The sequence below is a fragment of the Paenibacillus tengchongensis genome, from assembly GCF_008973665.1.
In the GTDB taxonomy this organism is placed as follows: Bacteria; Bacillota; Bacilli; order Paenibacillales; family Paenibacillaceae; genus Paenibacillus_AQ; species Paenibacillus_AQ tengchongensis.
In genome coordinates this window covers 222,648-239,045 of the sequence record NZ_WACP01000011.1, presented here as the reverse complement: position 1 = coordinate 239,045, position 16,398 = coordinate 222,648, and the positions used below count along the sequence as shown (strand labels likewise).

The following is a 16,398-nucleotide window of genomic DNA, read 5'->3' as shown; positions in this document are numbered from 1 at the left end:
AGGTTGTCCTCCCATGTATCTATCCATATTCAAGGCTTTAAGATGACTTTAATGCAATCGTCCGTTTTTGTATCGAACACTTCATAACCCCGCTTGGCATCGCTGAGCGGAATGACGTGAGTAATAATGTCTCCAGGGTCCACTTTGCCGGACGTGACCAACTCATACATATACGGCATGTAGTGAATGACCGGGGCTTGCCCGGAGCGGATATTCACGTTGCGCTGCATGATGTCGCCGAGGGGGAATCCGTTATAGCGTCCGCCGTATACCCCAGTGACTTGGATGGTCCCGCCTTTACGGACAGCCTGAGATGCAATGATAAATGCGCTCATGGTGCCGCCTTGCAGTTTCAAACCGCTGGCCAGAAATTCAAGATCGCTCATCTTGCCGTCCATTCCTACCGCATCAATCACGACATCGGCACCGCCTTTGGTCATTTCCTTGAGATGGTTGCCAATATTCTTATCCTGTTCGAAGTTGACGATTTCCACATTGTTTGTTCGCTTCGCATGCTGTAAGCGGTAATCGACATAGTCAACGGCGATAACCCGCTTTGCTCCCTTCAGCCAGCAGAATTTCTGGGCCAGAAGTCCGACCGGACCGCATCCGAGCACGATGACCGTATCTCCATTCTTGACGCCGGCGTTATCTACGCTCCAGAATGCTGTCGTCATGGCATCGGCGATCAAGCTAAGCTTTTCGTCCGGTTGTTCGCAGTTCTCGGGAATCTTGAAGTGAGTAAAGTTGGCAAACGGAACCCGTAAATACTCGGCTTGCCCGCCAGGATAACCACCGGTTGTTCCAGAGTAGCCGAAATATGCACCCATATCCCCATGTTCGTTAGAATTGTCGCATTGGCTTTCCAGATGATTCTTACAATAGAAGCATTCTCCGCAAGCGATGTTGAAAGGGATGATCACTCTGTCTCCTTTCTTTACCTTGGTCACTCCAGGGCCTACTTCTTCTACAACCCCCATCGGTTCATGCCCGATGACATAGTTTTCCTGAAGGTTAGGGATCATCCCGTGAATCAAGTGAAGGTCCGAGCCGCAAATGGCAGAACTGGTGACTCTTACGATCATATCGTCCGGCTTCTCAATCTTTGGGTCCGGCACCTCTTTGACCACGACATTCTTAATCCCTTGATACGTTACCGCCTTCATGCGTTGTGTCCTCCAATATGTTCATCTGGGGTCCGATCAAACATCCCTTTACGCGACGTATCATCCGGGAACAAATTCATCTGCGCGATCATCACCGTATTTTTGGCTGAAAGCTGGTCGAGTTGGTACTGTTCGTTAAGCTCATAAGGATGGAACCATTTTTTGCGAATCATAAGCTCCGTGATTTCTTGGTGCAGTGCAATCCCCTGCATAAGATGATTGCGCAGCAGCGCTCTTACATCGGGAGAAGCCGTTTCCGTCAGGGCGATGGACAAATTTCGCACACCTTCCTTGGCACGAATAAGGAAGTCCATGGCAAAAGTCATATCTGCCATCTCCGGCATATTAAGTGCATTAATCGGGTCTAAATAATCGGTGTTCATGGGCGCTCCCCTTTTAATGAGTGATAGGCGTTGGGCTATTCGGAACAGGCGCTTGGAATGGAGCTCTTGCATAGATGGCCTGGAGCTCGGCGATCTGTTGCGTGGATAATATGACGTCCTTCTGCATTAACGCTTTCAGCTCTTGGTTAAAGACCAAGCCTTGCATAAGTTTTGACTTAGCGAGGCAGAGCGTTTTGAAGTTTAACGCTTCATGCAGTTCCATCGATTCGTGTGGCGCTAGCGTTGGCATATTCATTGAGTAATTATCCCTTCCTTTCATCAAAGTTAGATTTTCCTGCGCATTGGATTTCTATTCTAGAATGGACAACACGTTGTTAGTCGCTGTAGATTTAAATACTAATTCAATTGTGAAAACGATAAGAAGGCATAACGGTCGATCCCATGGCAGGATACAATCGCTCGAAACTTTAAAACATACTGTTTGCCCGAGAATTAAATCGACTATGACTTGTTATTATACGTAGATGTAAAGATATAGCTATGGAATTCATATCAGGAAATATATATTTCCCGATCAAAGATACATGAATTTAACAGGTGTGGCTAATATTATAATAAAACTTAAGGAGGCACTTTCATGTCTGACGAACAGAAGGAACAAAAACACGTACACCGGGAAACCTTGACGACACGTCAGGGACACCCAGTAACGGATAATCAGAATATCAGAACCGTTGGTAATCGGGGACCGGCTACACTTGAGAATTATCATTTTATCGAAAAAATTTCTCACTTCGATCGGGAAGAAGTTCCGGAACGGGTGGTCCATGCCCGTGGTGCGGGAGCGTTTGGATACTTTGAGACTTATGGGAAAGTTGGGAACGAGCCGGTAGAGAAGTATACACGGGCGAAGGTATTTTCCGGGGCCGGAAAGCGAACACCGTTAATGGTCAGATTCTCCACCGTTGCGGGGGCGAAGGATTCACCGGAGACGGCAAGAGATCCACGCGGCTTTGCTGTGAAAATGTATACGGAGGACGGGAACTGGGACTTAGTGGGAAACAACTTGAAAATCTTTTTCATACGCGATGCGATGAAATTCCCCGATATGATTCATGCATTTAAGGCGGATCCAGCCTCAAATGTATCTAATCCACAGCGGATGTTTGACTTCGTTTCCCGTACACCTGAAGCTACCCACATGATAACATTTTTATTCTCGCCCTGGGGGATTCCCGCGACTTATCGACATATGCAGGGTTCTGGTGTAAACACTTATAAATGGGTAAATGAAAAAGGCGATGCGGTGCTTGTAAAATATCACTGGGAGCCTAAGCAGGGAATCCGCAATTTAACCCAGGAAGAGGCTGACACTATACAGGCAAAAAATGTTGGTCATGCAACGCAAGATTTATATGAGGCTATTGAACGAGGGGATTTTCCGGAATGGGAACTTTTCGTGCAAATCATGGAGGATGATTACCATCCGGAACTCGATTTTGACCCGCTTGATGATACGAAGCTTTGGCCGGAAGATAAGTTTCCTTGGCGACGCGTCGGTCGAATGGTTCTTGATCGTAATCCCGTGGATTATCATGCAGAAATTGAACAGGCCGCATTCGGGACAGGAGTTCTTGTCGATGGAATGGACTTCTCCGATGATAAAATGTTACAGGGCCGTACCTTTTCCTATTCCGATACCCAGCGTTACCGCGTTGGTTCGAACTATTTACAGTTGCCTGTAAATGCACCGAAAGTGCCTGTGCATACGAACCAACAGCGGGGCCAAATGGATACCCGCAATCCGAAGGAATCTGGAGAAAGCCCGCATATTAACTATGAACCATCCATGGTTGGCGGCCTTCAAGAAGCAAGTAAAGCAGAGCGCCCCCCACACCGTCCTACCTACAATGCGGCTGTGATGAGTGAACCTATCGATCGTCCGAACAACTATGGTCAAGCGGGTGAGACGTACCGTCAGTTTGAAGATTGGGAACGAGAGGAATTGATTGACAATCTGTCCGGGGCCCTTGCGATATGTGATAAACGCATTCAGGAGGCCATGATTGAACACTTCACGCAAGCCGATGAAGACTACGGTCGGCGTGTGAAGGAAGGCATTGAAAGCAAAATGAAGGGAATTGAACAAATGAAAACAGTAAACAATGTTCCAGGTCGTGAAGCAGGCATCTCAAAATATGGCGAAGGTTCGATCGATGCAAATCAAGCGGTAAAAGATGCCATAAAAAAAAGCCACGAAGCGGATCCATATTAATATCGAATCTCAGATTATTCATAATAAAGGTTACCCTATGGACTCGTAAGAGCATCAGAAGGGTAACCTTTTTGGTGAGATGATGGATAATTAATCTTGGATGGTTATGCCGTATCATGTATGGGTTGTCGAAAACGGGGACGGTGTTGTGCTCGTTGATGCCGAACCCGAATTTCGTGGTGTTTCAGAGTTTACTATATCTGAGTGGATCTTATGCGAGAATCGGAGGGAAATTGAGCAATTCATCGGCCGGATAAGAATGAGGCTAAAGAAAGCGTCACCACTGCAGGTAAAGACGAGTGTTTGGATTATTTTGCCATCGCCTCCGTTTTACAATGAATAGTGACAGGAGTAAGATTCAATCAGCAACTGAATGAAATATAACTGTTCTCAAATGGCTGAATTCCAAGTATGGGAACGGGGGAACCAATGGTGAGTGCGGTTTTTGCTCAGGATTACTGCCGCTCACTTGGGGTGAATCCTTGCTGTGTGTTTGAGAAACGAACACAGGCAAGGTAGGGCAATCTCGCTGCCCGAATCCGTCAGCTAACCCCGTAAGCCTTGAAGAGAGAGGATGAGCGCCATGATCGATTAACCGACCACGGAGAGCCCTGCCGCTTCTGTGGTCTTTTTGCTGTGCGTGCAGACAGGGAAAATAGTCAATAAATCCTATAACAACGTTAATAAGAGTGTCGATGTTTTATCTATGCTAGGGAGGAGGGATTTTTATAGAACCTATATTTTTCGTGTGTTTTTGGGTTGGATTTCTGCTTCTGCTTAGCGGCACATTTTTTGGACATAGCTTGACGGGTCATTGGCAAATAGGGGGCGGCGATGCTGGAGGCCCGGGATTTATGCCTATACTTCCTTTGATGGTTTTTATCACGGTCTGGGGAGGCACCGGTTACGCGCTTACCCGGTTCAGCGAAATGACTATGCTTGCTGTGATGCTGCTCTGCACCATAGTTGCCTTGCTGCTCGGCAGTCTGATGTATATAGTGCTGGCCCGGGTGATGATCCGGTATGACAACAGTATGAATGAAACGGAATATGAACAGACGGGGCAACTCGGGTACATCAGCATTGCTGCAGGGGATGGAGCAGTCGGGGAAATGAAATATGTGCTGCATGGAACGATGCGCTCCATTGGAGTTCGGGCAGAAATGGGCCAGCAGCTCGCCAAGGGAGACAGAGTGATTATTTTGAAGGTGGATAAAGGGATAGCGGCTGTGACTCTCTTCGATAGGCAAATCGAACAATTATAAAAGACGGGAAGTGTCGATCAAATGGTAACACTTTATTTCATTGCTGCCATTGTTATTGTTATTCTGCTGGCTTTGTTCAGTATTGTGAATGCTTATAAAAAGGTTCCACCCAATCAGGCGATGATTGTATACGGTCTCGGCGGCAAAAGAGTGGTGCAGGGGGGCGGGACATTCGTCATTCCCGGCTTCCAGAATAATAAGACCATCTCCATGATGCTGATGAGCTTCGATGTCATCCCGGCGCAGGCGATGTTCTCCCGGCAGGGCATTAAGCTCAACCTGGAGGCTGTAGCCCAGATTAAGATCAAAAGTGATCCTACTGCGATTTTGACGGCCAGCGAGCAGTTTATCGACCGGCCGGAAGAAGACCGCGAGACGATTATCCTGCATTCGGTGGAAGGCCATTTGCGCGGTCTGATCGGGCAATTAACGGTGGAATCCATTCTGAAGACTCCTGACGAAATCAACAGTAAGATGCGGGAGACGTGCTCGGAGGACCTCGACAAGATGGGGCTTGAGGTGGTCAGCTTCACTATTAAAAAAATTACCGACGACAAAGGCTACATTGATAACATGGGGGTTCCGGAAATCGAACGAATCCGCCGCGATGCCAGCATTGCCAAGGCGGAAGCGGAACGCGACATTCAGATCAAGCAGGCCGAGGCAGAGAAGGAATCCTCCATTGCAAAAGCCATAGCGCATCAGGCCACCATCGAAGCGGGAACTGCCGCCCGCGCCAAGGAATCCATGTTCGAGAAGGAACTGAACATTAAACAGGCAGATTTTAAGCTGGAAACCGAAGTAAAAAAAGCACAGGCGGACCTTGCCTATGAATTGCAGCAGAATAAAATCAAACAGTCACTGGTTACCGAGCAGGTCAAGATCACACAGATGGAGGCGGAAGCGAACCGTACCGTACGGGAAATCGAAATTGAGCTGAAACAGAAGGAACTGGAGGCAACCGTAATCAAGCCTGCCCAGGCGGAGAATCAGGCAACAATTATGAGGGCGGAAGCGGCCAAACAGAAACAAATTCTTGAGGCGGAAGCAGAGGCAGCCACGACGACCAAACGCGGGCTGGCAACGGCGGAAGCTGAGCTGGCGAAGGGGAAGGCGAGCGCAGAAATTGTTGAGCTGGCTGGAGCGGCAGAAGCGGCGGCACTGGAGAAGAAAGCCGAAGCGTATAAACAGTTCACGCAAGCCGCGCTTACCGTGGAGTTCCTGAAGATTCTGCCTGAACTGGCTGAGAAAATCGCCTCCCCGCTGGCCAAGGTCGATAAGATCACAGTGATTTCCCAGGATGGAGCCTCATCTGGTGTGAACAGAATTACCGGCGACATTGCCAAAATCATGGCGCAGGTTCCTGATTTGACTCAAACGCTTACCGGTATGAATGTGACAGAGGCACTTAGCGGGTTGCTCGGCCGGGGGAAAGAGCAGTAGCACTATAACTTTTAGACCGGATCACGAACAGCGGACAAAAACTTTTAGACCTATGATCCGATCACACCACCGTACGTACCGTTCGGTATACGGCGTTTCAACCGCATAAGTTCAACTTACGTAGATGCTCGTACTGTGCAGGGATTAAATCCGAATTGCTTTTTTACTGCAAGAAAGGGGAACTTATATAAAAACAGAACGAAAATCGAGCTATGTGGTGTATGACACTGCAAGAAATGTCGGTGGACAAGAACATAGTCCCATTTGAGCCCGCGCCTAGCGCGGGTTCTCTGTTTTATGGGACCAAGTTCTTGTCTTTTGATAATATGCGGGCAAAATGCTTATTTCCCGTCGCTCTTGGCCGAGCCAATTTCGTAACCGAATTCGAAAGCTGCAGTAAAGGCAGGCTGCAGGCACTTTCGATCAGTATGCTATGAAGATCAGTTCACTACTGCTAATATGACCTCAGAATCGCCCTTATCTAAATGAAAAATCTATACAAGCTAATTATTTATATGTAATAATAAATAACACTTAAAATTATATATATTAACATGACTTGTGGAAAGGGGTTACTCTATGTCTATGAATGAAAATTTCAAAGACAAGAAAGTTATTACAATTGGAACCGTCTGTGAGTTGACTGGATTGTCTGCAAGAAGGATCAGATATTATGAAGAACGCGGGCTATTATTCCCTGAGCGTTCGTCAACTGGTAATCGGAAATATTCGTTCTCAGACATAGAGGCCTTGATGGAAATCGCAAATCAGCTCGAAGACGGAACAAAAACGAATGAGATCAAAAAAGAGTTGAAGAGAAAAAATATGTCAGATAATATAACATACAAAAAGACGAGGAGACAGAAAACTTTATAATTTATGTTGTAAGGACATCAGTACGTGAGTACAAGTGATTCATGTTAAAAAGGAGGAATTATAATGGAGTCGATCGATTTGCTGATTACTCATGCCAACGTGCTCACAATGAATGAATCAAACCGGATCGCGGGATCGCTTGCTGTTACAAATGGGCGGATAAGCGGAATTTGGAACCATCCGGAACCGCCGCGTCACGAGGTAAACGTCACAAAGCATACAAAGATTCTCAATCTAAATGGAGCAACATTAATTCCGGGATTCATAGAAACGCATAATCATCTTTTGCAATGCGGTTATATCAAGGGAAGTATTGATTGTGGAAGTTTACGAACCAAAACGATGGCAAGTTTACTTAATTCTATCAGCGAGAAAGTGGCCTCGACACCTGCGGGACAATGGATTCAAGGTTTTGGCTACGATGATACACTGCTGATAGAAAAGTGTCACCCTACACGGTTCGAATTGGATGAAGTATCTCCCTATAATCCTGTTTTTATCACGCATATCAGTGGACATATAGGTGTTGCCAATTCCAAGGCGATGGAACTTGCAGGAATTGATAATGATATTGCTGGAAGTAAATCGAATTTCGGACGAAACGACAACGGTGAATTAAATGGAGTATTGTATGAAAATCCCGCGATGGGGCTTGTACAGAGAGTTATCCCGATGTTGGACGATGCAACATTCATCGATCAACTTGGGGATGCTGCCCAGGATTATATCGCGCAAGGTATTACGACAAATACAGATGCTGCCATTCCCGATCTCACTACTTTAAATATTGTGCTAAAAGCGTCTGAAAAAGGACTTATTCCTATGCGCATGCAGCTGATGATCATGCACAGCCTGCTAGGGAGTAAGGGGGCCTATGCTAGCTATGATGCAAGACAATTGGATGAAGAAATCCGGCAGCGCTCAGGAGGGAAAGCGCGCTTAGACAGTGCGAAAATGTTTCAGGACGGATCGATTCAAGGGTTAACTGGAGCTTTAAGGGAGCCTTATTATTGTAAAGATAACGTATACGGAGAACTGTTTCATGAGCAAACGGCTTTCAATGAAGAGGTTGCGGATCTCCATAAGCGAGGGTTTAGGGTTGCAATTCATGGTAATGGCGACCGGGCAATTGGTTCAATTCTTGATGCTTATGAATATGCGTTAACAAATGCCCCACGGATGGACCACCGACATCGGATCGAGCATGTCCAGACGGCCACGAACGAAGATCTCGACCGAATGGCGCGCCTAGGAATAGCGGGATCATTCTTTATTAATCACGTATATTATTGGGGAGATCGGCATGAAGGGATCTTCCTTGGCCCAGAACGGGCCAAACGGATTAGTCCACTTCGGGAAGCGCTAGACCGGAGCCTCTTGTTCACACTTCACTCGGATTGTCCGATCACACCGATATCTCCTTTATTCTTGATCTGGACTGCGGTAAACCGACTTACTTCGGAAGGACGGGTGTTGGGTCCGGATCAGAGAATAGACGTACTTTCGGCAATAAAGGCTATGACAATTGACGGTGCTAGATTGAATTTCCGGGAACAGGAAGTTGGTAGCATCGAGGTTGGCAAATGGGCTGATTTCGCAGTATTAGATGAAGATCCTCTTAAAATAAATCCTTTGGGTATAAAGGATATCTCCATTCTTTACACAATTATTGGCGGACAGATTAAATATGAGAACTATAACGTCAGAGTATAAATAGATGAACTCATTTACCATATTTATTTTAAGGGGGAAGAGCATTTGAGTAGAGCGGCAGCCTTTACAAACCCAAAAATGATTATTTTTATACTTTTTTTAGGAAACTTGTTCTCTTCATTTGACCGGTTCGTCATAAACTATGGCATTGTACAAATATCTGATGAGTTTCAATTGAACGCTTCTGCCAACGGTCTCATTCTAAGCATCTTCTTCTTAGGATATGCAATCATGCAAATTCCCGGCGGCTGGCTGTCTGATCGTTTCGGTGAAAAAATTATTTTATTTATATCTATCGTTGGTTTTTCTCTTTTCACGGGACTAACGGGCTTGGCTTGGTCGGTAACTGCACTTCTTATCATTAGGTTTCTATTCGGAATAGCAGAAGGCAGTTTTTTTCCTGCAGGTTCGAAATTGATTTCGACAAGCATTGAAGAGAATAGACGTTCACGTGCGATGTCGATTTTTCTTTCTGCGTTGACGGTAGCCGGTGTCGCTGCGCCAATTCTAACAACCTTATTTCTTGTTCAGTTAGGGTGGAGAACCATGTTTATCATCATCGGTGGATGCGGGCTCTGCATCGCGGTTCTGTATTGGTTTGCTCTAAAGCCGAATGTGAAAAATATTTATAGGATATCTGAGACTCAGATGGCAACATCGAAACAATTAACCAAAGGGAGCTTTAAACGTTTGTTAAAAAACCCCTTAATCTGGCGGCTCGTAATTGCCTCCTTTGGCTATGGTTTTATCAGCTGGGGCACTTCTTCCTGGATTCCCACCTATCTGGTGAAAGAACGGGGGATCAGCCTTTCTTCTCTAGGGATATTGCAGATGATACCAGCAATTACTGGAGTTGCATTTTTCCCGATCGTTGGTGTTATTATGGATAAAGTGAAAACCGGAACAGAAAAATGGTTTGGAGCATTTAGCGGAGTTGGACTGGCAGTCACGGTTTATCTTATGTTTCGCGCAGAATCACTCACAGGAGTGATAATCTTCCAATGTCTTATTCCAGTATTTTCCGCTTGGCTTTCTGTCATCATTTATAGTCTGCCCATAAAACGTTTACCAGAGGAAACGAGCGGTTCTGCAGTCGGGCTTGTTAATATTGGAGCCCAAATCGCCGGGTTCGCAGCACCGCTTGGAATGGGTCTCATTATTGATTTTTTCAATGGTTCCTACGATGGTGCAGTCTGGTTATTGTGCACATTCGGCCTTGTGATTTTTATGTCTTTCTTAACTCTGCAATCCAACAATAAACCTGCTGCAATATTGAAATTATCTGAGGAAGGAAGATGACTATGATTGATCTAAACAGTAAGTTACCTTACTATTCCCAGCTAAAGGAATATATACTGAACCAGATAAATAGCGGAGTTTTAGAGAAGGGCAACAAGATCCCTTCGGAGTTAGATTTGGCCGAACAATACGGTATCAGTCGACCAACGGTTAGACAAGCGATCGGAGAACTCGTGCAAGAAGGCTACCTTGTTAAGAAAAGAGGTCTGGGTACCTTCGTCTCTTCCCCGATCATTACGGGGAATGCAAATGTGTTCACCACTTTCGCTGAGGAGATGATGGCCAGCGGGCTTAAGCATGGCGCGAAATTAATTAGTAATCGCATTGTGCAAGCGTCCGATAAACTGGCTTCAGAGCTAAAGATCAAGTACGGTAGTCATGTGTTCGAGATTGTTCGCCTTCGCCTGGCCAACGATGAACCTTTAGCCATCCGTACATCCTTCATTCCTTGTGAACTCTATCCCGATTTACTGCAAGAGGATCTTGAAGGAATACCGTTATATGTTCTATTTGAAAAAAGAGGGCTTATTGCGAACGGCTCCACACAGTCCTTCCAGGCGGTCTCGGCGTTACCGGAAGAAGCTGAATTACTTCAAGTCGAAGACGGTTCTCCTATGATGCTTTGCAGTGGAGTTGCCTACAACGAGAAGAAGATACCTATCGAGAAGTATAAGGCTCTACATCTTGGAAATCGATTCCGGTTTACTATCGAACAATCGATTAAAACTCCTGCTGCTTTGTTGCAAGAAGGGATAATGTCATTCGAACAAATCCACTTTTAGAGTGCGGTCAAGTATAGGGAGCGTGTTTATCACTTATCTATTCAGAAAAATTATGTTAGATATTCTGACAAAACTTTAAAAAAACTAATTCGGGCCTATTATAATGATTGCATAGTTATAGTTGTAAATACATCATTACAAGTGAGGGAATAAGATGGCTAATTCTTTGAGACAGAGTGAAAAAATGTATTCAATCAATCCCTCAACGAAGCAAATCCTTGCCGAGTTCGAGACGATGAGCAAGGAAGGAATTGAGAATGCCATTATCGTAGCTTCGGAGGCGCAGAAAGATTGGAGTCGAACGCCCGCTCCCATTCGGGGGGAGTTCCTATTTAAGATTGCTCAACTGCTGGAAGATCGATTGGATGAGTGGGGAAGATTAGTCACAGAGGAAGTCGGCAAATGCTTAAGGGATGGAATTGGTGAGATTCAGCGAAGCATTTCGTTTTTACGTTTTTTTGCAGGCGAAGGATATCGCATGAAAGGAGAAACGATTCCTTCACGACAGCCTGGAATTTTCAGCTATACAAAGCAGCAGCCCGTGGGAACGGTTGGAGTTATTACGCCGTGGAACGTGCCTCTAGCAATTCCTGTATGGAAGATTGCTCCAGCGCTAGTCGCAGGCAATGGTATCGTGTGGAAGCCGGCGCCTCAGTCGCTAATCATTTCCCGGAAGTTCGTTGAGCTCTTGGAGGAAGCAGGATTGCCACGTAACCTGGTCGTGATGCTGATTGCAGACGGGCCACTTGTCAGTGAAGTGTTTGCAGAGAACAAGCTAATTAAAGCAGTCACGTTTACGGGCTCGACTCAAACAGGGAGGACAATTCATAAAGTACTTGCTCCACGAGGCATTCGATTTCAGGCAGAGACGGGTGGAAAGAATCCCTTTATCATCCTGCAGGATGCGGATTTGGAACGGGCTTGCCAGGATATCGTATCAGGTGGACTTCTCGATGCGGGGCAGCGCTGCACCGCAACCAGTCGGATCTTTGTACACGAATCAGTGTATGACAAATTCCGTGATCAGATGGTCCGCACACTAGAGAATGTCAAGGTTGGACTACCAACGGATGAATCATCAATTATTGGTCCTGTTGTTGATCAGCGGCAATACGATACTATTCTGAGATATATTGAGATCGCAAAATCAGAAGGTGCCGTACTTCTTTACGGTGAAGATGAACCGAAAGCTGAATGGGCCAAGAACGGTTACTTCATCAAACCGAAGTTGTTTGACCGAGTGACCCAAGAAATGACGATCGCCAATGAAGAAGTCTTTGGACCAGTACTTGCTCTCCTTCAGTTCTCCGACCTTAAGGAATGCTTGAAGCTCTGCAACTCCATTGAATATGGGTTATCTTCAAGCATATATACGAAGGACATTGCTTCAGCAATGGAGTACGTCGATGAGATCGAATCCGGGCTTGTACACGTTAATATTCCCTCCACTTACAGCGAACCACAAATGCCGTTCGGAGGCATCAAGGCGACGGGCATTGGCGGTTTTCGCGAACAGGGGAGCCATGCCATCCTGTTCTATACGGAATGGAAAACCGTTTATGTACGGGCTTGAACTGTTGAACGGCGGCAGAGGGGCTGAGGAAGAATGAGCGTTAGTCTCGGGGCGGTGCTCCTTCTGTTTGCGGTACTGAGCGGTCTGGCGAAAGCTGGCTTCGGCTTTGGAGCAGGAATGCTGCTGAATCCCATTTTAACCCTCTTTGTTACTTCTACAACGGCGACGACACTGCTTGCTCCTATCCTATGGTTCAGCAATTTTACAGGAGCACGGGTTCATCGAAATTCCATCCAATGGAAGGTGGTCGTGAGGATGCTACCAATGGGGATGGTTGGAACTGCGGCAGGAACTTTGATGTTAGCCTACGTCGATGAGCAGGTCCTGAAGCCGGCTATTGGTATCGGTGCTATAGTCATGGGGGTACTGCTACTGTGGGTTCGAAAATGGAAGCGAATGTCTGAAAAAGATACCCCGGAAAAACACAGCAAAACGAAAACTGTGATCCATCAGCTTGGGGCCACTACCTCCGGCTTCGTCGGTGCAACAGCGAACTCGGGCGGACTGCCCTTGATCTTATTGTTTTTACGCGATTCATCGGTAGGTAAACAGCAGTTTACAGCGAACATCGCTATGCTTCTGGCGGTAATGGATACGGTGAAGGTGGTTTCTTATCTAATGTTGGGCGTTTTGTCGTTTCAAAATCTCCTGCTTGTCCTGCTGTTTGTGCCATTCATCTATGCTGGCGGTTATATAGGTAAACGGTTAAACGACAAGATTACTGAAAGATCCTTCTATTTAGTAGTTCATACCATCATCTTTATCACCGGGATTTTATTGATTTTTTAAATCTACTCAGAGAGGTGCCACACTACTATGATTATCGGCGTACCAAAAGAAATTAAAAATAACGAAAACCGGGTTGCGATAACACCGGCTGGTGTTTTCTCCTTCGTCAGCGCGGGTCACGAAGTATGGATTGAAGATAACGCTGGACTAGGCAGTGGAATTACGAATGAAGCCTATATAAATGCAGGAGCTAGAATAGTTTCTGCTGCGAGCATAGCTTGGTCGGCCGAGATGGTTATGAAGGTAAAAGAGCCACAGAAAGAAGAATACAACTACTTCCGACAAGGGATGATTTTGTTTACGTATCTGCATCTTGCCGCAGAGCCGGATCTTACACGGGAACTTATCACGAAGAAGGTAACCTCGATTGCGTACGAGACTATTCAATTGGATAACGGAAGTTTACCACTCTTGACGCCGATGAGCGAGGTGGCGGGCAGAATGTCCGTTCAGGTCGGAGTGCATTCTCTGGAAAAGTTTCAGGGCGGGAAGGGAATTCTGCTCAGCGGAGTGCCTGGTGTTAAAGCAGCTAACGTCGTTATTATTGGAGGTGGCGTTGTAGGGACGAATGCGGCAAGAATGGCACTCGGATTAGGAGCGAACGTTACTATCCTGGACGTTAATCCTGAGAGACTGAGACAGCTTGACGATCTTTTTGAAGGGAGAGTGCAGACCGTTATCTCCGACCGATTCCATATTGCTGAAGAGGTCAAACGGGCTGATCTCTTGATTGGCGCAGTCTTGATACCAGGAGCCAGAGCGCCGCAACTTGTTACCGAAGCCATGATCAAGGAAATGGAGCCGGGTTCTGTCGTCGTTGACGTTGCTATCGATCAAGGCGGATCTATCGCGACCGTGGATCATACAACTACTCACGATCAGCCCACCTATGTAAAGCACGGCGTCGTTCACTATGCCGTGGCCAACATGCCGGGAGCTGTTGCCCGTACATCAACTTACGCCTTGGCCAATGTAACGAGTCAATATGGACTTTATATTGCGAATAGCGGATTTGAAGAAGCGGTACTCCATAATCCTTCCATTGCGAAAGGCGTGAATACGTTCCAAGGGGCTGTGACATTTAAAGCCGTTGCCCAAGAGCTGAGAGTACCTTATACACCGTTAGCTAAGCTTGTCGCGCAGGAATCTGTATCCTGAGTCCGAATATAACAGAAGGGGAGATTGTAATGAGCATTGGAGACAAGCAACTGGAACTGATTGAGAAAGACAAAAACTATCTGTGGCATGCGTTGTATAAAGACTCGGGAAATCAAAGTCCTATGATCGCTGCGTCTGGGGAAGGTTCTTGGTTCTATGATACCGAAGGCCACCGCTATTTCGATGGGGTCTCAGGGCTGTGGTGCTTGAATCTGGGCCATGGGAGACGGGAAATCGTTGAAGCGGCTGCTGAACAGATGATGAAGTTATCCTATTCTCCGTTAACTTTGAGCCATGAACCGGCAATCGAGCTTTCTGCCAAGATCAGCGAACTACTGGGAGGAGGGAATTACAAGACGTTCTTTTCCAATAGCGGATCCGAGGCTAATGAGACCGCCTTTAAAATCGCCCGGCAATATCATGCGCAGAACGGTAATCCCGGAAAGTACAAATTCATCTCCCGTTTCCGGGCTTACCATGGCAGTACGCTGGGAGCCTTAAGTGCTACAGCACAGGCCAATCGACGCTTCCACTATGATCCTCCAGCACCCGGTTTCCTGCATGTGGAGCCTCCGTATAGGTATCGTTCGATGTTCGGCGATACGGCAGACGCGGATATGAAAGCAGCGGATATGCTGGAGCAGACGATCATCTGGGAAGGAGCAGGCACGATCGCGGCAGTCATTATGGAGCCGTTCATCTCCGGCGGTGGCGTTATCATACCTACGGATGGTTATCTGCAACGCGTCGCGGAGATTTGCAAGAAATACGATGTGCTTCTCATTATGGATGAAGTGGTGTCTGGCTATGGGCGTACAGGCAAGATGTTCGGATTCATGCACTTTGAAGGAGTACAGCCGGACATCATCACGATGGCAAAAGGGCTGACAAGTGGCTATCTTCCGCTTGGTGCGACGTCCGTCAAGGAAGAAATCTACGACAAATTCAAAGGAACGGGACCGAATCAATCGTTTCGGCATGTGTCCACATACGGCGGTCACCCTGCCTCTTGTGCGGTGGCACGGAAGAACATCGAAATTATCGAGAGAGAAAATATCGTCTCGAGAGTGGACCATTACGGCCAACAAATTCTAGGACGTCTTCATAAACTAATTTCCCATCCGAACGTAGGGGAAGTCCGCGGCGTAGGCTTCCTGTATGGTATTGAACTCGTTGAGAATAAAGAGACAAAGATGCCCATATCCGAAGCCGTCATGAGTCAAGTTATTGCTGCTTGTAAGCAAAAGGGCATCATCATAGGAAGAAATGGGGAGACTGTTCCAGGCTTCAGTAACGTGCTCATCATTGCCCCTCCGCTCTCTTCTGCGGAAGATGACCTTGTTTTTTTGATAAATACAATTAAAGAAGCAATTTACAGTCTGTGATGATAGAGAAAAAAGGTCTACCCTATAAATGGGCAGACCTATTTTTATTAAAATTAAACTTTTATGCTCTGTAGAAGGAAAAATTCCGCTGATGCAGTATTAAGCGACTGGGGACAGGGAGGTGCGAAACCAAATGATGCGAAAGGAAACATCTCCATGGAACAGCGTGACTTTCTAAGAATTTAACATAAATGTTAATTGACGGAGCGAATTGAGTGTGATAGCATTGGTTTAACTTAAAACGAAAAGGCTATGATGAGAAATAGTAGCTATTAGGGATCTCACAGAGAGAAGATGGTTGGTGCGAATCTTCATTGATCTAATAGTGAA

General features: G+C 46.3%; 14 protein-coding genes, 1 riboswitch and 1 other annotated feature (1 of these 16 cut by a window edge). Of the genes, 11 read left to right on the top strand and 3 right to left on the bottom strand.

The window, feature by feature from the left end; all coding sequences use genetic code 11:
* Positions 1–29: 29 nt before the first annotated feature.
* The 3 genes from F1381_RS19190 to F1381_RS19180 are packed head-to-tail and all read right to left on the bottom strand — an operon-like array spanning position 30 to position 1,805.
* Positions 30–1,166, bottom strand: coding sequence for a zinc-dependent alcohol dehydrogenase (locus tag F1381_RS19190; RefSeq protein ID WP_151736449.1), 1,137 nt, complete (start codon positions 1,164–1,166; stop codon positions 30–32).
* Positions 1,163–1,549: a spore coat protein gene (locus tag F1381_RS19185; protein ID WP_151736448.1), complete on the bottom strand. Its 387-nt coding sequence runs from the start codon at positions 1,547–1,549 to the stop codon at positions 1,163–1,165. The genes F1381_RS19190 and F1381_RS19185 overlap by 4 nt, the downstream gene beginning before the upstream one ends.
* 13 nt (positions 1,550–1,562) lie before the next feature.
* Positions 1,563–1,805: a spore gernimation protein GerQ gene (locus F1381_RS19180; protein WP_151736447.1), complete on the bottom strand. Its 243-nt coding sequence runs from the start codon at positions 1,803–1,805 to the stop codon at positions 1,563–1,565.
* 342 nt (positions 1,806–2,147) lie between these two features.
* On the opposite strand from F1381_RS19180, the gene F1381_RS19175 reads away from it, so the two are divergent.
* From F1381_RS19175 to F1381_RS19125, 11 genes are all read left to right on the top strand, one after another.
* Positions 2,148–3,785 carry a catalase gene (locus F1381_RS19175; protein ID WP_151736446.1) on the top strand — a complete coding sequence of 546 codons (1,638 nt, stop codon included), beginning with the start codon at positions 2,148–2,150 and terminating at the stop codon, positions 3,783–3,785.
* Between the two features lie 386 nt (positions 3,786–4,171).
* Positions 4,172–4,361, top strand: a riboswitch (cyclic di-AMP (ydaO/yuaA leader).
* Positions 4,362–4,507: 146 nt separating this feature from the next.
* Entirely contained in the window at positions 4,508–5,050 is a 543-nt protein-coding gene (locus F1381_RS19170) for an NfeD family membrane protein (protein ID WP_484549337.1), read from the top strand.
* A gap of 21 nt (positions 5,051–5,071) precedes the next feature.
* Complete coding sequence (locus F1381_RS19165; RefSeq protein ID WP_151736444.1) at positions 5,072–6,493, top strand: flotillin family protein; 1,422 nt, start codon at positions 5,072–5,074, stop codon at positions 6,491–6,493.
* Between the two features lie 579 nt (positions 6,494–7,072).
* Positions 7,073–7,369, top strand: a complete 297-nt coding sequence (locus F1381_RS19160; protein ID WP_151736443.1) for a MerR family transcriptional regulator — start codon at positions 7,073–7,075, stop codon at positions 7,367–7,369.
* 63 nt (positions 7,370–7,432) lie between these two features.
* Complete coding sequence (locus tag F1381_RS19155) at positions 7,433–9,082, top strand: amidohydrolase (protein WP_151736442.1); 1,650 nt, start codon at positions 7,433–7,435, stop codon at positions 9,080–9,082.
* Positions 9,083–9,127: 45 nt separating this feature from the next.
* Positions 9,128–10,381 carry an MFS transporter gene (locus F1381_RS19150; RefSeq protein ID WP_151736441.1) on the top strand — a complete coding sequence of 418 codons (1,254 nt, stop codon included), beginning with the start codon at positions 9,128–9,130 and terminating at the stop codon, positions 10,379–10,381.
* A gap of 2 nt (positions 10,382–10,383) precedes the next feature.
* Positions 10,384–11,163: a GntR family transcriptional regulator gene (locus tag F1381_RS19145; protein WP_222850463.1), complete on the top strand. Its 780-nt coding sequence runs from the start codon at positions 10,384–10,386 to the stop codon at positions 11,161–11,163.
* A gap of 154 nt (positions 11,164–11,317) precedes the next feature.
* Positions 11,318–12,736: an aldehyde dehydrogenase family protein gene (locus F1381_RS19140; protein WP_151736439.1), complete on the top strand. Its 1,419-nt coding sequence runs from the start codon at positions 11,318–11,320 to the stop codon at positions 12,734–12,736.
* A 33-nt stretch (positions 12,737–12,769) separates the two neighbouring features.
* A complete protein-coding gene (locus F1381_RS19135) occupies positions 12,770–13,525 on the top strand; it encodes a sulfite exporter TauE/SafE family protein (protein ID WP_151736438.1) in 756 nt (251 codons plus the stop codon).
* A gap of 27 nt (positions 13,526–13,552) precedes the next feature.
* The gene (gene ald, locus F1381_RS19130) at positions 13,553–14,683 is read left to right on the top strand and encodes an alanine dehydrogenase (RefSeq protein ID WP_151736437.1); all 1,131 of its coding nucleotides are present in this window, start codon (positions 13,553–13,555) and stop codon (positions 14,681–14,683) included.
* Positions 14,684–14,712: 29 nt separating this feature from the next.
* On the top strand, positions 14,713–16,068 hold the full coding sequence (locus tag F1381_RS19125) for an aminotransferase (RefSeq protein WP_151736436.1): 1,356 nt from the start codon (positions 14,713–14,715) through the stop codon (positions 16,066–16,068).
* Positions 16,069–16,311: 243 nt separating this feature from the next.
* Positions 16,312–16,398, top strand: a binding site (T-box leader) (it continues 157 nt past the right edge of the window).